The following is a 16,995-nucleotide window of genomic DNA, read 5'->3' as shown; positions in this document are numbered from 1 at the left end:
TGATCAGTCGCTGGGTCGGCCGTTCGGCCTTCTGCGGTGCGCTAGGGCCCTTCTGATGGATATCCGAAGGAGAAGGAGCGGCGTTCGGTGCGTGCGATCGGCGTGCGGTGCGGAGGGTCATGTGGCGGAGCCACCTGGCCCTCCGCACCGTGCGGCGAGCGTGCGTGCCGGGCGTCGTGACGCTGCGGAGATCCATCAGAAGGGCCCTGGCCCCCTGGCCGACGCGGCACGGCGGCACACCGGCAGGAGCAGGACGAGTACGACAAGTACGGCGAGCAGGGGCGGCGCGACCGGTGCGAGCGCATCACGCCACGCCCAGCCGCCGACCGAGACGAGATACAGAACCCCCCAGCGCCGCGGCCACGTCAGCCGTCCGCCCGCGCTCGCGAGCAGCAGCCACAGCGGTACGAGGCACAGCAGCTGGCAGACCGGCGGCGCCCAGCGAAGCAGCGGCTCGGGGCCGTCGAGCCCCACCGCGTCCGCGAGGAAGCCGGCCGTCTTCCCATACAACGCCCCGTCCACCGGCCGCGGTTCCCGGCCGAGGGCGACCGGTGCGGCGTACAGGGCGAGCAGGGCGGCGTACAGCGCCGCGCCGGGCAGCCACGGGTCGCGCCGGGTGCACAGCGTGACGGCGGCGACGAACACCACGAGCAGCATGCCTCCCGCGGTGAGCGACGGCAACGGCAGGCCCTCCAGCAACTGACGTCCCGTCAGTTCCGCTCCGGTGGCAGCGTCTTGCCAGGGCATGTCGCGTAACGGCGCCCAGAAGAAGACCGTGGCGACGCCGAGCAGGCTCCAGAGGGCGCCTCTCAGCCGCCGCTCCTGGGTTTCGTCCCCGGCCTCGGGCGGTCCGGGCGCCGCCGGGTGCGCGGGGCCGGCGGGGCGGCCGCCGTGTCGACGGCCCCGGCCTCCTCGTGGCTCGCCCCCTGCTCCGCGGCGTCCGGATGATGCGGCCCGTCCGGATGATGCGGCCGCACGATCAGCGCCAGCGTGTCCGCCTGGAGCGCCTCACGTTCGTACCCGGGGCGCCCTATGAACAACGTGACCGTGTCCGCGTCGTCCTCGTCGCCGTCCTTGCGCTGGTCCTGGGCCCGGCGTGCCCAGGTCGTGCCGTACCCGGCGGTGGCGTTCAGTTTCGCCCAGCGGGTGCCGTAGGAGGGATCGGCGGGCGTACGGGCCGCGGGTGCGCTGTCGTTGTGCCGCAGTGCCGCTCGCAGCCCGACCGTGGAGACGACGGCGATCAGCGTCATGCTCAGCAGCACCGCCCAGCCGGCGCCCGCGATCCCGGCCGGGGTGAACAGCACGGTCGCGCTGCCCAGCACCAGGGCGCACATGGCGCCTTGGAGCGCGGCGAGCACACCCGTACGCCCCTGCACGCGCAGGACGCCGATGTACAGCTCCACCACCACCCGCGGCAGCGCGCCGAGGGCGAGCAGCCGCAGCACGGTCGAGCCGTGCTCGGCGTAGTCCGGGCTGAAGGGCGTGAGGATGTAGGGGGCGAAGAGGACCAGCACCAGAACGATCGGGACCAGCAGCAGCGTCATGCGCCGCAGTGCGCCCCGGACGCCGTCGGCGAGTTGCCGCGGGTCGTGGGAGGCGTGCGCGGTGAGGGACGAGGCCATGTTGATGGCCAGGAACTCCATCGTGCCGCCGACCGTGTACGCCACGTAGAAGTAGCCGTTCTCCGCGGCGCTGAAGCGGACCGCGACCATCACCGGCAGCAGGTTGATCATCGCCAGGCTGAACAGCGCGCCCAACGAGTCCCCGGCCAGGAAGCGGCCCATGTCGCGGAGTTTCAGGGGCTCTTTGTCGCCGTCGAGGTCGGCCTGGCGCGGGATGAGCCGGCGGAAGATCAGCCAGCCCAGCGGCAGTGTGGAGAAGGCGATCGCCACCGCCCAGGACACGAAGATGCCGAGGACGGGCAGCATGCCGGCGAAGACGGCCAGGAGGGCCAGTTTCCCGACCGAGAACACCGCGTTCCCGGCCGGTACCCACTCCGCCTTGCGCAGTCCGGTGAGCACCCCGTCCTGGAGCGTGAGCAGCGCCCAGGCCACGCACGCCGCGACGAACACCGCGCCCGCCATGGGCGTGCCCAGCGGTGCGTACGACGCTCCCCACGCGTCGAGCGTGAGCAGGAAGACGGCGGCGGCGAGCGCCACGACCAGCGAACTGGCCGCGTACGTGCCCCACACCAGGCGCCCGGTCCCCCGTCCCGCGCGCGGGACGAAACGGACGACGGCGCCGATCATCGTCGTCGCCGTGATGCTGGCGAGCAGCCGCATCGCGGCGATGGCGGCAGAGCCCTGGCCGACGGCCTCCTCGGAGTAGTAGCGGGCGGCCACGAGCCAGAACCCCAGGCCCAGTACGGCGGACACGCCGGTACTGAGCATGAGGAAGTAGGCGTTCTTGAACAGCGAGTCGTGCGTGTGCTCGTCGACGGCAGGCTTCGGTCCGCCGCCGTCGGCGCGCGTGGCGGCGGGCTCGTGCACCTGGATCTCAGCCACGGGACTAACCCAGCCCTCCCGGTGTCGGCCTGTCACGGGGTGGTTCTCCCGGTGCCTCGACCGGCTGCGCCCCGGACCGCTCCAGCACCTCGACGACCGTCCGGGCCCGCAGCGGGTCCACGGGCAGCGCGTGCCGCGCGAACCAGCGGGCCGCCTCGGGGTCCGGTGAGGGGTCGGTGAACTCCGCGCCGGCGTAGTCGTCCAGGGGCGGGTCGTAGAGGTAGCCGACGACGACGCCCTGCCGTGCCAGTGCCGCGATCGCCGCGTCCCGGTCCGCCACGAACAGCGGGACGCGGAACAACGGCTGGGTGCCGTACGCGTCACGCGGCTTGGCCCAGGGCGTGGACAGCAGCAGCTCCGTGCCCGCCCGGCAGGCGTCCAGCACCTCGTCCAGCCGGTCGAGCTTGCGCCCGATGCGTCGCAGCCGCAGCGGGCCGGACTCCTGGCGGTAGTCGTGCATGTCGACGCGTACCCAGGGATGGTGGGGGTCGAGCCCGGGCGCCCGGCGGGCGGCCCGCGCGAGTTCGTCCGGGCGCAGCGGCATCCGGATCTCCTCGCGGTCCGCCAGCCCCAGCAGCCGGATCGCGGCCCACGCGGCACGCCGCAGCCGCAGCCCGCGCACCGCCGCCTCCGCGTACGGGCGGATGACGTAGGCGAGTTCGGAGCTCGGCCGGCGCGGCGTGAGCAGTCCCGCGCAGGTCTTCTCCACCGCGTCCCGCAGCCCCGGGTCGGCGAGGGAGAGCATGCCTCCGGCCTTGGCCCCGACATGCTTGGACAGGCTGAACGCGGAGGCCTCGCCCCACGCCCCGACCGGCCGGTCCCCCGCCCGGCTGCCGATGGCGTGCGCCGCGTCCTCGAAGAGCGGAATCCCCAACGCGTCGCACTTCTGCCTGAGGCGCGGCGCCGGGTCCGGGTTCCCGTACAGGTTCGTCGTGAGCACAGCCGACGCCGATCTCCACGTTTCGTCCGGCACGGCATCGATGTCGATGGACGCGTCGAGCGGGTTCAGGGGCGCCTGCACCGGACGCAGTCCGGCCGCGAGCACGACGAAGAAGATGACGTCGTCGTTGACCGGCGACATCAGCACCCGCCCGCCGGGCGGGCACCAGTGGCGCAGCGCCACATACAGCCCGAAACGGCACGACGGTACATACACACATTCCCGGCCGAGCCGCACGCGCATGGTCTCTTCCAGCAGCTTGAGCTGCGAACCACGCCGCACCGAGCCCGGACCGGCCTCCCCAATGGCCATCCGCCCCCCAAGTGTGCCCTCGGAACGCCCCCTCCCCGAGGCCTTCCGGCACCCGCCCAGAGTCGCCCCGTTCGCACCGCTCCGTCAAGATTGCGTCGCGTCCTGTGGATAACTTCCGGCACGTACGAATGCGGCGTCCCGTCCGCCGCGCCGGAGTCGCACCGTCCGGTCCCACCCGGGCCCACCTGCCCCGTTCGCCCGTATCCGCCTCCTCGGACACTGCCCAGGACCGGTGTGCCACCCGTAACGTGTGGCACGACCACGAACACGTGGCGACGACACGGCACACCCGAAAGCGAGGCAGCACCCGATGCCCCCCTTCGATGTCCCCGAGGGCGACCCCTTCGGTCCGCACAACCTGCCGTACGGCGTGTTCTCCCTCCCCGGTTCCTCCCGCCGGACCGTGGGCGTCCGGCTCGGCGACCACGTACTGGACGCCGGCGCGGCGGCCCACGCGCTCGGCTCCCCGTACGCCTCCCTGCTCGCCCAGCCGACCCTCAACCCGCTGCTGGCCGCGGGCCGCACGGCCTGGTCGGACGTCCGCCGGGCGCTGACGGCATGGGTGACCGTGCCGTCCCACCGCGAGACCGTCGCACCGATGTTCCACCCCCTGTCCTCGGTGACCCTGCACCTCCCCTTCGAGGTCGCGGACTACGTCGACTTCTACGCGTCCGAGCACCACGCCCGGAACGTCGGGCGGATCTTCCGCCCCGACGCCGAGGACTCCCTGACCCCCAACTGGAAGCACCTGCCGATCGGCTACCACGGCCGTTCCGGCACGGTCGTCGTCTCCGGCACGGACGTCGTACGCCCCTCGGGCCAGCGCAAGGCGCCCACGGACCCGGCTCCCGTCTTCGGCCCGTCCGTCCGCCTGGACATCGAGGCGGAGGTCGGCTTCGTAATCGGCGTGCCGTCCCGGATGGGCGAGCGGGTGTCTCTCGACGGCTTCCGCGAGCACGTCTTCGGTCTCTGCCTCCTCAACGACTGGTCCGCGCGCGACATCCAGGCCTGGGAGTACGTCCCGCTCGGCCCGTTCCTCGGCAAGTCCTTCGCCACGTCGGTGTCGGCGTGGATCACCCCGCTGGACGCCCTGGAGGAGGCCCGGGTGGCGCCGCCGGCCCGGACGCACGAGCTGCTGCCCTACCTCGACGACAGCGACGAGGAACCCGGTGGCTACGACCTGCGGATCACCGTCGCCGTGAACGGCCACGTCGTCTCCGGGCCGCCCTTCTCCACCATGTACTGGACGGCCGCCCAGCAACTGGCCCACATGACTGTCAACGGCGCCTCCCTGCGCACCGGCGACCTGTACGGCTCGGGCACGGTCAGCGGCCCGGCGGACCGCGAGCGCGGCTCCCTCCTCGAACTGACCTGGAACGGCCGCGACCCTCTCGAACTCCCCGACGGCAAGCGGACGTTCCTGGAGGACGGCGACGTGGTGACCCTCTCGGCCTGGGCCCCGGGCCCGGACGGTGTACGGGTGGGACTGGGCGAGGTGACGGGGCGGGTGGTGCCGGCCTGACGGCGCTCCAGGGGGTGTCCGCAAAGTCCCGGCGTCCGCCCGGAGGGCAGGCGGGTTGCGGACGCCCCCAGTTGTATGAGGGCTCGACGTTGGTGACGCTTCCGCGGAGGCGTGCTGCTGGCGGCCTTCCGGCGGCAGCACTGTGCGGCCGGTGGTAGTTGTAGTGGATGTTCCACACTGTGATCGCGGCTGACCGGGCGTTCTCGCTGGTGAACTCGCGGGCGTAGAGGACTTCCTCGGCCATGATGCGCTGGTAGCGCTCCACCTTCCCGTTGTGCCGAGGTGTGTATGGTTTGGCTCTCTGATGCCGGGTGCCTTGCCCGACGATGCGGGCGAAGTCGCCGGAGCGGTAGCAAGTGCCATTGCCGGTGACGACCCGGTGGATGTGGTTGATGCCGTGGTCGGCGAACCAGACCTTCGCCCGGGCGAGGAAAGCAGCAGCCGTCGCGCCCTTCTCATCGCCCAGCGGTTCTGTGTAGGCGAGCCGTGAGAAACCATCGACGACGGAGTGCAGGTAGACGTAGCCACGCTTTGCCCCGGCCGACTTCGCCCGACTAGCGACCTTGGCCTGATCGCTGTCCCGGCCGTGGATCCGCCACCGGCCGCCATCAGGGATCCGGCCGACCTTCTTCACATCCAGGTGCACCATGTGTCCGGGCCCAGCGGGCGGTGATCTTCCCCGGCTTCCGGTTGTTCTCACCGCCTCGAAGTCAGACGACGGCAGGCGCGACACCTATCGTGCGCGCCTGCCGCATTGCGGCCTTTCAGCCCTTCGGTGCGACGCGGATACGGTTCCCGTCAGGATCGGCTGCGAGGAAGGTCAGCCCGAACCCCGCATCATGAGGCTCGCGCAGGATCGTGACACCGTTGGACTTCCACTGCTTGAAGGTCGCGTTGAGCTCGTCGGGTCCACCGTCGATGGCCAGGCAAACCTCACTGGTGCGCGGGACGTCCGGTGACAGATCCTCGAACTGGCCAGACCACAGACCGAGGTCAGCGCCTGGCCCGAGGTCGAAGGTGATGTATCCCGGAGTCTCGAACGAGGGGCTCATGCCGAGGAGGTCGCCGTAGAAACGAGCTGCGGCGGGAGCGTCGTTCACGTAGACGATGGACACGACGGATGTGGTCATGGTTGTTCCTTCTCACAGGTGGTAGGTACGCATCCACCAGCCTGACCGGGATATGCGCCGCATCGTGTCGCAATTCCTGAATAAATTGGTGTGTGACCCCAGACCGCTTCTTCACCCTGATGCTGCTCCTCAAATCGAGGGATGCCGTGACCACACAGGAACTCGCCTCAGCGCTCGGGGTGTCCCTTCGAACCATCACCCGGGATCTGAACTGGCTCCGCGACGCCGGTCTGCCGGTGACCGCACACCGGGGCCGCCTCGGAGGCGTGATCATGCTGCCCGGATCCGGACTCGATCTCACGCGACTCACACCGGGCGAGCGTGATCATCTGTCGCTCACTGGGCTGGATGAGAAGCAACGTGCGGAGCTCAACGCATCGGTCGAAAGCCGGCGCGCGCTCTCCAAGATCGTCGCTACACAGCCACGTCGAGTTCATGAGCTCCTGCCGCTCACCGACGTAGTGCACGTGGACAGCCGTCCCTGGCGTCAGGCACGAGCTTTCGGCACGACTCCGGCTTCGCTGGTCGGCGCAGTGCGGCGAGGTCGCCGGCTACGGATCGAGTACGACAGCCCACGCGAGCCATGCCCACGCGACCTGGTCGTGGATCCCTACGGGCTGTTCGCCAAGGCCGGCATCTGGTACCTCGTCGCCGACTGTGCCCGAGTGCCACGGATGTACCGACTCGAACGGATCACGACGTGGAAAGAAGTCGACCAGCCACGACGGATCCGCGAGAACCAGACCCTGGCCACCGTCGCTGCAGCGCTCATTGAGCAATGGGAACACAACCACGCGATCGAGGTCAGCGCCACCATCGACCAGACCCAGATCGAGCGAGCGCAACGGATCTTTGGCCTACGACTCGTCCGGGACGACCATGAAGAATCCGCCACTGGCCGCAAGGTAACGATCCGCTTCCTGCATCTGGAGGACGTGCGAGCACTACTGCCGTTCGGGAGCGCCATCACTGTGCACGGCCCCACCGAAGCCAGGGCTCACCTCCGCGACCTCGCCACCGATCTTGCCCACCACTATGCGCCGTCACCAACGTCCTGACCCGCAACATCCAGTGCCCGGCTCTGGCCGACAGTCGCCCCTCCCCGCGCTTCTGATGCCGCGCGACCCCTGACTCACACCGCCCGGCACCGTCATACTGGGCTCGGGCGGTGTGCCCGCACGCGCGCGGTGCACGGCACGTTCGGCGCGCTCGTCTGTGTGCACTTCAGCCGCGCCAACGGTGCGCACAGCATCCGCCCTCCCCCGCACGACCCGTAGCCGCCCCTCTTCCGACCAGGAACCGGAGCCCGTGGCAATGACCGTCTGCCTGCTCCTGCTGAGCGTTGTCGCCGTGACGGCCGCCGTACCCGTTCCCCGTGCGCTGACCCGGGCCGACTGGCCCGAGCGGGAACCGGTGGTCGCGCTTTGGGTGTGGCAGTGCCTGGTCGCCACCGTCCTGCTGTGCTGCGTGACGGCACTCGCCCTGGGCGCCGCCGCCGTCTTCGGCACGGTCCGCGCCCAGCTCTTCGCCCCGGCTCCGCCCGCGGTGGCGGCGGCGTACGACCTGTCCACCGCCCCGCCGGGGGCCGCCGCCCTCACCCTGCTGCTGGCCTGCGGTGCCGCCTGGACGACCGCGATGCTCGCCCGTGAGCTCGTCGAGGCGCGCAGGCGCCGAGCCCAGGCCCGCGCCCACCTCCGCGAACGCGCCCCCGACCTGCCGGCCGGACTGCCCGCCGCCCGCGGCCCCCTCCTGGTCCTGGAGGACGAGTACCCCGACGCCTGGTGGATGCCCGGCAGCCCGCCCCAGCTGATCGTCACCACGGGCGCCCTGCACCGCCTCACGGACCACCAGCTCGACGCCGTCCTCACCCACGAGCGCGGCCACGCCCGCGCCCGCCACGACTGGCTGCTGCACCTGTCCACCGCCCTGGCCACCGGTTTCCCCCGCATCCCGCTGTTCGCCCACTTCTGCGACCAGACGCACCGCCTGGTCGAACTGGCCGCCGACGACACGGCCTCCCGCCGCTGCGGTCACCTGACCACGGCCCTGGCCCTGATCGAGCTCAACCAGCACCGCGGCGTCCTGTCCTGCGCCTCCAGCCACCGCCTGCTGGGCGAGCGGGTCGACCGGCTTCTGGAACCGCCGCCCCGGCTGGGCCGCCGGCACCGGGCCCTGACCACGACCACGGCCGCGCTGGTACCTCTGCTGCCCCTGCTGATCGTGTTCGCGCCCGGTCTGACTGCCCTGTCGTAGCCGTACGGGCCCGGGCGGCCGGTGGCGGGGCCTCGGCTCCGTCGTACTGCCGGGCGCGCGTGCTCGGGCCCCGTGACCGCTGCGCGGCGCGGCCGGGGGCGCAGGCCGACGCGCGGGCCGGGTCGACGCACGCCCACCTCTGCCCGTGCCCTGCGTCCCTGCCGCTGCCCCGGCCGGCGCTTCGGCCCTATATCCAGTCGGGCTCCGGCTCCCCGTGCAGCTCCGGCCATTCCTCCTGGCCGTCCGCGTCCTGGCCGGGCGCCTGGGCCACGGTCGAGCCGGCCACCTCAGACGAGTCGGCCGCCGGTGCCGCCCCCTGCGGCCCGCCCAGCGAGGCGAGCACCTCCAGCACGCCCTCCCCGTACGTCGCGAGCTTCCTCTCCCCCACCCCGCTGATCCCACCCAGCTCGGCCACCGAACCGGGCCACACCGTGGCGATCTCCCGCAGCGTGGCATCGTGGAAGATGACGTACGCCGGGACGCCCTGCTCGCGCGCCTGCTCGGCCCGCCAGGCGCGCAATGCCTCGAAAGCCGGCAGCAGTTCCTCGGGCAGCTCGGCGGCAACCGTCTTGCCCTTGCGCTCGCCCCGCCCCGAGCCCGAGGACGACGAGGACCCCGACCGGGAGGTCACCGGTTTCTTCGGTTCCTTCCGCAGCGGCACCTCCCGCTCCCGCCGCAGCACCTCCCCGCTCGCCTCGGTCAGCACCAGCGTGCCGTACTCGCCCTCCACCGCGAGCAGCCCCTGGGCCAGCAACTGCCGGACGACACCCCGCCATTCGCCCTCGGTCAGCTCGTCACCGATGCCGAACACCGACAGCTGGTCGTGGTCGAACTGGATCACCTTGCCGGTCCGCTTGCCCAGCAGGATGTCGACGATCTGCACCGCGCCGAACTTCTGCCCGCGCTCCCGCTGGAGGCGCACCACCGTCGACAGCACCTTCTGCGCCGCGATCGTGCCGTCCCAGGTCTCCGGCGGGGTCAGGCAGGTGTCGCAGTTGCCGCAGCCGGCCGGGTCCGGGTCCTGGCCGAAGTAGGCGAGGAGCTGGCCCCGGCGGCACTGGGCGGTCTCGCACAGCGCCAGCATCGAGTCCAGGTGGGCCTGGGCCCGCCGCCGGAACGCCTCGTCGCTCTCGCCCGACTGGATCAGCTTGCGCTGCTGTATGACGTCGTTCAGCCCGTACGCCATCCACGCCGTCGACGGCAGCCCGTCACGCCCCGCCCGGCCCGTCTCCTGGTAGTAGCCCTCGACCGACTTGGGCAGGTCGAGGTGGGCGACGAAGCGGACGTCCGGCTTGTCGATGCCCATACCGAAGGCGATGGTCGCCACCACGACCAGGCCGTCCTCCCGCAGGAAGCGGGACTGGTGGGCCGCGCGCGTACCCGAGTCCAGGCCCGCGTGATACGACACCGCCTCGATGCCGTTGCGGCTGAGGAATTCGGCTGTCTTCTCGACCGAGTTGCGCGACAGGCAGTAGACGATGCCAGCGTCGCCCGCGTGCTCCTCGCGCAGGAAGCTCAGCAGTTGCTTCTTCGGGTCCGCCTTCGGCACGATCCGGTACTGGATGTTGGGCCGGTCGAAGCTCGCCACGAAGTGCCGGGCCGTCGGCATGTTCAGCCGCTCGGTGATCTCCTGGTGCGTGGCGCGTGTGGCCGTCGCCGTGAGCGCGATCCGCGGTACGTCCGGCCAGCGCTCGCCGAGCAGCGACAGCGACAGGTAGTCCGGCCGGAAGTCGTGCCCCCACTGGGAGACGCAGTGCGCCTCGTCGATGGCGAAGACGGAGATCTTCCCGCGTGAGAGCAGATCGAGCGTGTTCTCCAGCCGCAGCCGCTCAGGCGCCAGGTAGAGCAGGTCCAGCTCCCCGGCGAGGAACTCGGCCTCCACCACCCGTCGCTCGTCGAAGTCCTGGGTGGAGTTCATGAACCCGGCCCGCACGCCGAGCGCCCGCAGCGCGTCCACCTGGTCCTGCATGAGGGCGATGAGCGGGGAGACGACCACACCCGTACCGGGCCTGACCAGGGCCGGGACCTGGTAGCACAGCGACTTGCCGGCGCCGGTCGGCATGAGCACCACCGCGTCGCCGCCCGCGACCACGTGCTCGATGACCGCTTCCTGCTCACCGCGGAAGGCCTCGTATCCGAAGACCCGGTGCAGCGTGGCCAGTGCCGCGCCGTCGCCGGCACCGCCTGGCCTGCCAGGCCCCGGTCACCGCGTCCACGTCCGTCATCACATCCGTCCCGCCCATAGCGCCCATCGTCCTGTTCCCCGTATGTCACCCCTCGACCACTGCGTCCACCATAGGCGCCCGCACCGACAGCCCCGGAGTTATCCACAGGCCGCCCCGAACGCCTGTGTCAAGGACACGACCGACGTCCACAGGTTCGCGGGAGGCCCCGCCCGTTTCCGCCCGATAGTCTGAAAGCCCCGGCGAGACTCCGTCCCATGGGAGCACTGATGAGCGTCGCACGAAGGCGTCCACGCCGAGCTGGCCGACCCCGCCGGAGGGCGGCTGGACCGCCGATGACCTAAACCGCCTCCCGAATCTGCCTCCGCACACGGAACTGATCGACGGGAGTTTGGTCTTCGAGAGTCCGCAGACCATCTTTCACGAGCGCGCCATTGACTTCTTCAAGTGGCAGCTCCAGTCTCTGGCACCAGCGGAATTCGAGGTCTTTCGTGAGTTCACCATCGACATCGACCGCCAGAACAGGCCAGAGCCGGACGTGGTCGTGGTGCGCGGGAGCGTGGTGAAGGAGCCGGACCAGACCCGGTTCCCGGCAGAGGCCGTTCTTCTGGCCATCGAGGTCGTATCGGACGACTCCGTGTCCCGTGCCCGCGAGACCAAGCCCCTCAAGTACGCGCGAGCCAAGATCCCCCACTATTGGCGCGTCGAGAGCGAGAAGGGTCGCGCTGCGGTCCACGCCTTCGAGCTGGAACCGACCACGGGCGCCTACACCAGCGTGGGCATCTTCCGCGAGCGGATGAAGGTCGACGCCCCCTTCGCGCTGGACCTGGACCTCACCAAGATCAAAACGCGGCGCGAGCAGAGCGAGTAACCCGGCCCCACGAGCAACAGAGGCCCGGCATCCATGAGCAGGATGCCGGGCCACGTCGTATATCCGCTGGCGAGTCCCGGCGTCAGCGCACGAACACCCCCGCCTGTCCCGCCAGATCCAGGAAGTACTGCGGCGCCACACCGAGCACCAGCGTGACCGCCACACCGACCCCGATCGCCGTGATCGTCAGCGGCGACGGCACGGCCACCGTCGGGCCCTCCGGCCGCGGCTCGCTGAAGAACATCAGCACGATGACGCGGATGTAGAAGAACGCCGCGATCGCCGACGAGATCACACCGATCACGACGAGCGGGGCGGCCCCGCCCTCCGCCGCCGCCTTGAACACGGCGAACTTCCCGGCGAATCCGGAGGTCAGCGGAATGCCCGCGAAGGCCAGCAGGAACACCGCGAACACCGCCGCCACCAGTGGCGAACGCCGGCCCAGCCCCGCCCACTTGGACAGGTGCGTCGCCTCGCCGCCCGCGTCCCGTACGAGTGTCACCACCGCGAAGGCACCGATCGTCACGAACGAGTACGCGGCCAGGTAGAACAGCACGGACGACACACCGTCCGGCGTGGTCGCGATGACACCCGCGAGGATGAACCCGCCGTGCGCGATCGACGAGTACGCCAGCAGCCGCTTGATGTCGGTCTGTGTGATCGCGACGATCGCACCGCCCAGCATGGTGACGATGGCCACGGCCCACATCACCGGCCGCCAGTCCCAGCGCAGGCCCGGCAGGACGACGTACAGCACCCGCAGCAGCGCACCGAACGCCGCCACCTTCGTCGCCGCCGCCATGAAGCCGGTCACCGGCGTCGGCGCGCCCTGGTACACGTCCGGCGTCCACATGTGGAACGGCACGGCGCCCACCTTGAACAGCAGGCCCATGACCAGCAGCGCGGCGCCGACGAGCAGCAGCGCGTCGTTGCCCATGGTGTCGGCGAGCGCCGGGTTGACGTCCTGGACCGTGCCGTCGACGACCTGCGCGATCGTCGCGTACGACATCGAGCCCGCGTAGCCGTACAGCAGGGCGATGCCGAACAGGGTGAACGCGGAGGCGAACGCGCCGAGCAGGAAGTACTTGACCGCCGCCTCCTGAGACATCAGCCGCTTGCGGCGGGCCAGCGCGCACAGCAGGTACAGCGGGAGCGAGAAGACCTCCAGCGCAACGAAGAGCGTCAGCAGGTCGTTGGCCGCCGGGAAGATCAGCATGCCGGCGACGGCGAACATCAGCAGCGGGAACACCTCGGTGGTGGTGAACCCGGCCTTGACCGCCGCCTTCTCGCTCTCGCTGCCCGGCACGGACGCGGCCTGTGCGGCGAAGGAGTCGACGCGGTTGCCGTGCACCACCGGGTCGAGCCGCCGCTCGGCGAACGTGAACAGGCCGACCAGCGCCGCCAGCAGGATCGTGCCCTGCAGGAAGAGGGCCGGTCCGTCGACGGCGATCGCGCCCATCGCCGCGATGCGCGCCTTGGTCGTGCCGTAACCGTCGGCCGCGAGCGCGACGACCGCGGCGAAGGCGGCCGCGAGCGCGACGACGGACACGAACATCTGGACGTAGTAACGGGATTTGCGCGGTACCAACGCCTCGACGAGGATCCCGAGGATCGCCGCGCCTACGACGATCAGCGTGGGCGCCAACTGTCCGTACTCGATCTTCGGCGCGTCGATCTTGGTGATCGGTTCGGCCGCGGTTGTCCACAGGCTGTGGACGGCTGTTGCGCTCACTTGGCCGCCTCCACCTCGGGCTGGGGGTCCTTCTTCTGTACGTCGGACATCGTCTGTCTGACCGCCGGGTTGACGATGTCCGTGACGGGCTTCGGGTAGACGCCCAGGAAGATCAGCAGTACGACCAGCGGGGCGACGACCACGAGTTCACGCACCCTGAGGTCCGGCATCGCCGCGACCTCCGGTTTCACCGGGCCCGTCATCGTCCGCTGGTAGAGGACGAGGGTGTAGAGCGCGGCGAGGACGATGCCGAAGGTGGCGATGATGCCGATCACCGGATAGCGGGCGAACGTGCCGACCAGGACCAGGAACTCGCTCACGAACGGCGCCAGCCCCGGCAGGGACAGAGTCGCCAGGCCGCCGATCAGGAACGTGCCGGCCAGCACCGGGGCGACCTTCTGCACTCCGCCGTAGTCGGCGATGAGCCGCGAGCCGCGCCGGGAGATCAGGAAGCCCGCCACCAGCATCAGCGCGGCGGTCGAGATGCCGTGGTTGACCATGTAGAGCGTCGCCCCGGACTGGCCCTGGCTGGTCATCGCGAAGATGCCCATGATGATGAAGCCGAAGTGGGAGATCGACGCGTAGGCGATCAGGCGCTTGATGTCCCGCTGGCCGACCGCGAGCAGCGCCCCGTAGATGATGCTGATCAGGGCCAGGACGAGGATGGCGGGCGTCGCCCACTTGCTGGCCTCCGGGAACAGCTGGAGGCAGAAGCGGAGCATCGCGAAGGTGCCGACCTTGTCGACGACCGCCGTGATGAGCACGGCGACCGGGGCGGTGGATTCCTGCATCGCGTTGGGCAGCCAGGTGTGCAGCGGCCACAGCGGCGCCTTCACCGCGAAGGCGAAGAAGAAGCCCAGGAACAGCCAGCGTTCGGTGCTGGTAGCCATGGAGAGCGAGCCGTTGGCGCGGGCTTCGGCGATCTCCGTGAGCGAGAAGTTCCCGGCGACCACGTACAGACCGATCACCGCGGCCAGCATGATCAGACCGCCGACCAGGTTGTAGAGCAGGAACTTCACCGCCGCGTACGACCGTTGCGTCGCGGCCGTCTTCTCGCCGTGCTCGTGGGCACGGTCCCCGAAGCCGCCGATGAGGAAGTACATCGGGATCAGCATGGCTTCGAAGAAGATGTAGAAGAGGAAGACGTCGGTGGCCTCGAAGGAGAGGATCACCATCGCCTCGACGGCCAGGATCAGGGCGAAGAAGCCCTGCGTCGGCCGCCACCGGGTGCTGCCCGTCTCCAGCGGGTCGGCGTCGTGCCAGCCCGCGAGGATGATGAACGGGATCAGCAGGGCGGTCAGCGCGATCAGCGCCACCGCGATGCCGTCCACACCCAGTTCGTACCGGACACCGAAGTCCGCGATCCAGGCGTGGGACTCGGTGAGCTGGTAACGCTCGCCGTCGGGGTCGAAGCGCACCAGGACGGTGATCGCCAGGACGAGCGTGGCGAGCGAGAAGAGCAGCGCCAGCCACTTGGCGGCGGTGCGCTGCGCGGCCGGTACGGCGGCCGTGGCGATCGCGCCGACGGCCGGGAGCGCCGCTGTCACTGTCAGCAGAGGAAAGGACATCGGTATCAGACCGCCCTCATCAGCAGGGTCGCGGCGACGATGACCGCCGCGCCGCCGAACATCGAGACCGCGTAGGAGCGGGCGAAGCCGTTCTGCAGCCTGCGCATCCGCCCGGAGAGGCCGCCGACCGAGGCCGCCGTGCCGTTGACGACGCCGTCGACCAGGGTGTGGTCGACATAGACCAGGGACCGCGTGAGGTGCTCTCCGCCGCGGACCAGGACGACGTGGTTGAAGTCGTCCTGGAGCAGGTCGCGCCGGGCGGCCCGGGTGAGCAGCGAGCCGCGCGGGGCGACGGCCGGCACCGGGCGGCGGCCGTACTGCGCCCAGGCGACGGCGACACCGAGGACCATCACGGCCACCGTGGCCAGCGTGACCGTGAGGGCGCTGATCGGCGGGTGGCCGTGGTCGTGTCCGGTGATGGGCTCCAGCCAGTGCAGGAAGCGGTCGCCGATGCTGAAGAACGCACCGCCGCCCACCGACCCGACGGCCAGCACGATCATCGGGATCGTCATGACCTTGGGCGACTCGTGCGGGTGCGGCGGGGTGTACTCGCCGCGCGTCTCGGCGGCGGGCTCCGCGCTCGGCTCGGCCGGGGACGGCGTCGGGGCGTGGCGCCAGCGCTCCTCACCGAAGAACGTCATCAGCATCACGCGCGTCATGTAGTACGCGGTGATGGCCGCGCCGAGCAGGGCGCAGGCGCCGAGGATCCAGCCCTCGGTGCCGCCCTTGGCGAACGCCGCCTCGATGATCTTGTCCTTGGAGAAGAAGCCGGACAGGCCCGGGAAGCCGATGATGGCCAGGTAGCCGAGGCCGAAGGTGACGAAGGTGACCGGCATGTACTTCCGCAGGCCGCCGTACCTCCTCATGTCCACCTCGTCGTTCATGCCGTGCATGACCGAACCGGCGCCGAGGAACAGCCCGGCCTTGAAGAAGCCGTGCGTCACCAGGTGCATGATCGCGAAGACGTAGCCGATGGGGCCGAGGCCCGCGGCGAGGATCATGTAGCCGATCTGCGACATGGTCGAGCCGGCCAGTGCCTTCTTGATGTCGTCCTTCGCGCAACCGACGATCGCACCGAAGAGGAGCGTGACGGCACCGACGATGGTGACGACGAGCTGCGCGTCCGGGGCGCCGTTGAAGACGGCTCCGGAGCGGACGATCAGGTAGACGCCCGCCGTCACCATGGTCGCGGCGTGGATGAGGGCCGAGACCGGGGTCGGGCCCTCCATCGCGTCCCCGAGCCAGGACTGGAGCGGCACCTGGGCGGACTTGCCGCAGGCGGCGAGCAGCAGCATCAGGGCGATCGCGGTCAGCTTGTCCTCACCGGCGGCACCGGCGAGCCCGGCCTCCTCGTGGCTGCCGAGCACCGGCCCGAAGGCGAAGGTGCCGAACCACAGGAACATCAGCATGATCGCGATGGACAGGCCCATGTCACCGACGCGGTTGACCAGGAACGCCTTCTTCGCGGCCGTGGCGGCGCTGGGCTTGTGCTGCCAGAAGCCGATCAGCAGGTAGGAGGCGAGACCGACGCCCTCCCAGCCGACGTACAGCAGCAGGTAGTTGTCGGCGAGGACGAGCAGCAGCATCGCCGCGAGGAACAGGTTCAGGTAGCCGAAGAAGCGGCGGCGCCGCTCGTCGTGCTCCATGTACCCGACGGAGTAGAGGTGGATCAGCGATCCGACGCCCGTGATCAGCAGCACGAACGTCATGGACAGCTGGTCGAGCTGGAAGGCGACGTCCGCCTGGAAGCCTTCCACCGGGATCCAGCTGAACAGATGCTGGGTCATGACCCGGTGTTCGGCGTCCTGGCCCAGCATGTCGGTGAACAGCACCAGGCCGAGCACGAAGGAGACGGCCGCGAGCAGCGTGCCGATCCAGTGGCCGGCGGCGTCCAGCCGGCGTCCGCCGCACAGCAGGACCGCCGCTCCGAGCAGGGGCGCCGCCACCAGCAGCGCAATGAGGTTCTCCACGATTCTTCCG

The 16,995-nt window shown here is 70.3% G+C and carries 12 protein-coding genes and 1 pseudogene; 4 read left to right on the top strand and 9 right to left on the bottom strand.

The genetic code is table 11. From position 1 onward, the window contains the following. Positions 1-195: 195 nt before the first annotated feature. The 3 genes from V8690_RS25675 to V8690_RS25665 all read right to left on the bottom strand — a co-directional run bounded on the left by V8690_RS25675 (position 196) and on the right by V8690_RS25665 (position 3,756). Positions 196-747: a hypothetical protein gene (locus V8690_RS25675; protein ID WP_338782442.1), complete on the bottom strand. Its 552-nt coding sequence runs from the start codon at positions 745-747 to the stop codon at positions 196-198. Positions 748-809: 62 nt separating this feature from the next. Beyond that, positions 810-2,390 carry a lipopolysaccharide biosynthesis protein gene (locus tag V8690_RS25670; protein ID WP_338785459.1) on the bottom strand — a complete coding sequence of 527 codons (1,581 nt, stop codon included), beginning with the start codon at positions 2,388-2,390 and terminating at the stop codon, positions 810-812. Positions 2,391-2,508: 118 nt separating this feature from the next. Continuing rightward, positions 2,509-3,756 (bottom strand): DegT/DnrJ/EryC1/StrS family aminotransferase, encoded by a 1,248-nt coding sequence (locus tag V8690_RS25665; protein ID WP_338782439.1) that lies wholly within the window; start codon positions 3,754-3,756, stop codon positions 2,509-2,511. 310 nt (positions 3,757-4,066) lie between these two features. Here V8690_RS25665 and fahA point away from each other — a divergent pair, with 310 nt between their 5' ends. Beyond that, positions 4,067-5,278, top strand: coding sequence for a fumarylacetoacetase (gene fahA / locus V8690_RS25660; RefSeq protein WP_338782437.1), 1,212 nt, complete (start codon positions 4,067-4,069; stop codon positions 5,276-5,278). 70 nt (positions 5,279-5,348) lie between these two features. Here the strand turns inward: fahA and V8690_RS25655 are convergent. Both V8690_RS25655 and V8690_RS25650 read right to left on the bottom strand, forming a co-directional pair. Then, positions 5,349-5,979, bottom strand: a pseudogene (locus tag V8690_RS25655) (integrase core domain-containing protein); the annotation flags it as partial. Positions 5,980-6,042: 63 nt separating this feature from the next. Next, entirely contained in the window at positions 6,043-6,408 is a 366-nt protein-coding gene (locus tag V8690_RS25650; RefSeq protein WP_338782435.1) for a VOC family protein, read from the bottom strand. A 92-nt stretch (positions 6,409-6,500) separates the two neighbouring features. On the opposite strand from V8690_RS25650, the gene V8690_RS25645 reads away from it, so the two are divergent. Continuing rightward, positions 6,501-7,466, top strand: a complete 966-nt coding sequence (locus V8690_RS25645) for a WYL domain-containing protein (protein ID WP_338782432.1) — start codon at positions 6,501-6,503, stop codon at positions 7,464-7,466. Positions 7,467-7,722: 256 nt separating this feature from the next. Continuing rightward, entirely contained in the window at positions 7,723-8,661 is a 939-nt protein-coding gene (locus V8690_RS25640; RefSeq protein ID WP_338785458.1) for a M56 family metallopeptidase, read from the top strand. 187 nt (positions 8,662-8,848) lie between these two features. Here V8690_RS25640 and recQ read toward each other — a convergent pair whose 3' ends face one another. Beyond that, on the bottom strand, positions 8,849-10,822 hold the full coding sequence (gene recQ, locus V8690_RS25635; protein WP_338785457.1) for a DNA helicase RecQ: 1,974 nt from the start codon (positions 10,820-10,822) through the stop codon (positions 8,849-8,851). Positions 10,823-11,235: 413 nt separating this feature from the next. Here recQ and V8690_RS25630 point away from each other — a divergent pair, with 413 nt between their 5' ends. Next, the gene (locus tag V8690_RS25630; protein WP_338782430.1) at positions 11,236-11,715 is read left to right on the top strand and encodes a Uma2 family endonuclease; all 480 of its coding nucleotides are present in this window, start codon (positions 11,236-11,238) and stop codon (positions 11,713-11,715) included. Between the two features lie 82 nt (positions 11,716-11,797). Here the strand turns inward: V8690_RS25630 and nuoN are convergent, their stop codons facing one another. The 3 genes from nuoN to nuoL are packed head-to-tail and all read right to left on the bottom strand — an operon-like array spanning position 11,798 to position 16,985. Beyond that, positions 11,798-13,447 carry an NADH-quinone oxidoreductase subunit NuoN gene (gene nuoN, locus V8690_RS25625; RefSeq protein ID WP_338782428.1) on the bottom strand — a complete coding sequence of 550 codons (1,650 nt, stop codon included), beginning with the start codon at positions 13,445-13,447 and terminating at the stop codon, positions 11,798-11,800. Then, positions 13,444-15,015, bottom strand: a complete 1,572-nt coding sequence (locus V8690_RS25620; RefSeq protein ID WP_338782426.1) for an NADH-quinone oxidoreductase subunit M — start codon at positions 15,013-15,015, stop codon at positions 13,444-13,446. The genes nuoN and V8690_RS25620 overlap by 4 nt, the downstream gene beginning before the upstream one ends. A 5-nt stretch (positions 15,016-15,020) precedes the next feature. Continuing rightward, positions 15,021-16,985, bottom strand: a complete 1,965-nt coding sequence (gene nuoL, locus V8690_RS25615) for an NADH-quinone oxidoreductase subunit L (protein WP_338782424.1) — start codon at positions 16,983-16,985, stop codon at positions 15,021-15,023. Between the last annotated feature and the right edge of the window lie 10 nt (positions 16,986-16,995).

This window comes from Streptomyces sp. DG1A-41, from assembly GCF_037055355.1.
GTDB lineage: Bacteria > Actinomycetota > Actinomycetes > Streptomycetales > Streptomycetaceae > Streptomyces.
This window is presented reverse-complemented; position numbering and strand designations above follow the sequence as displayed.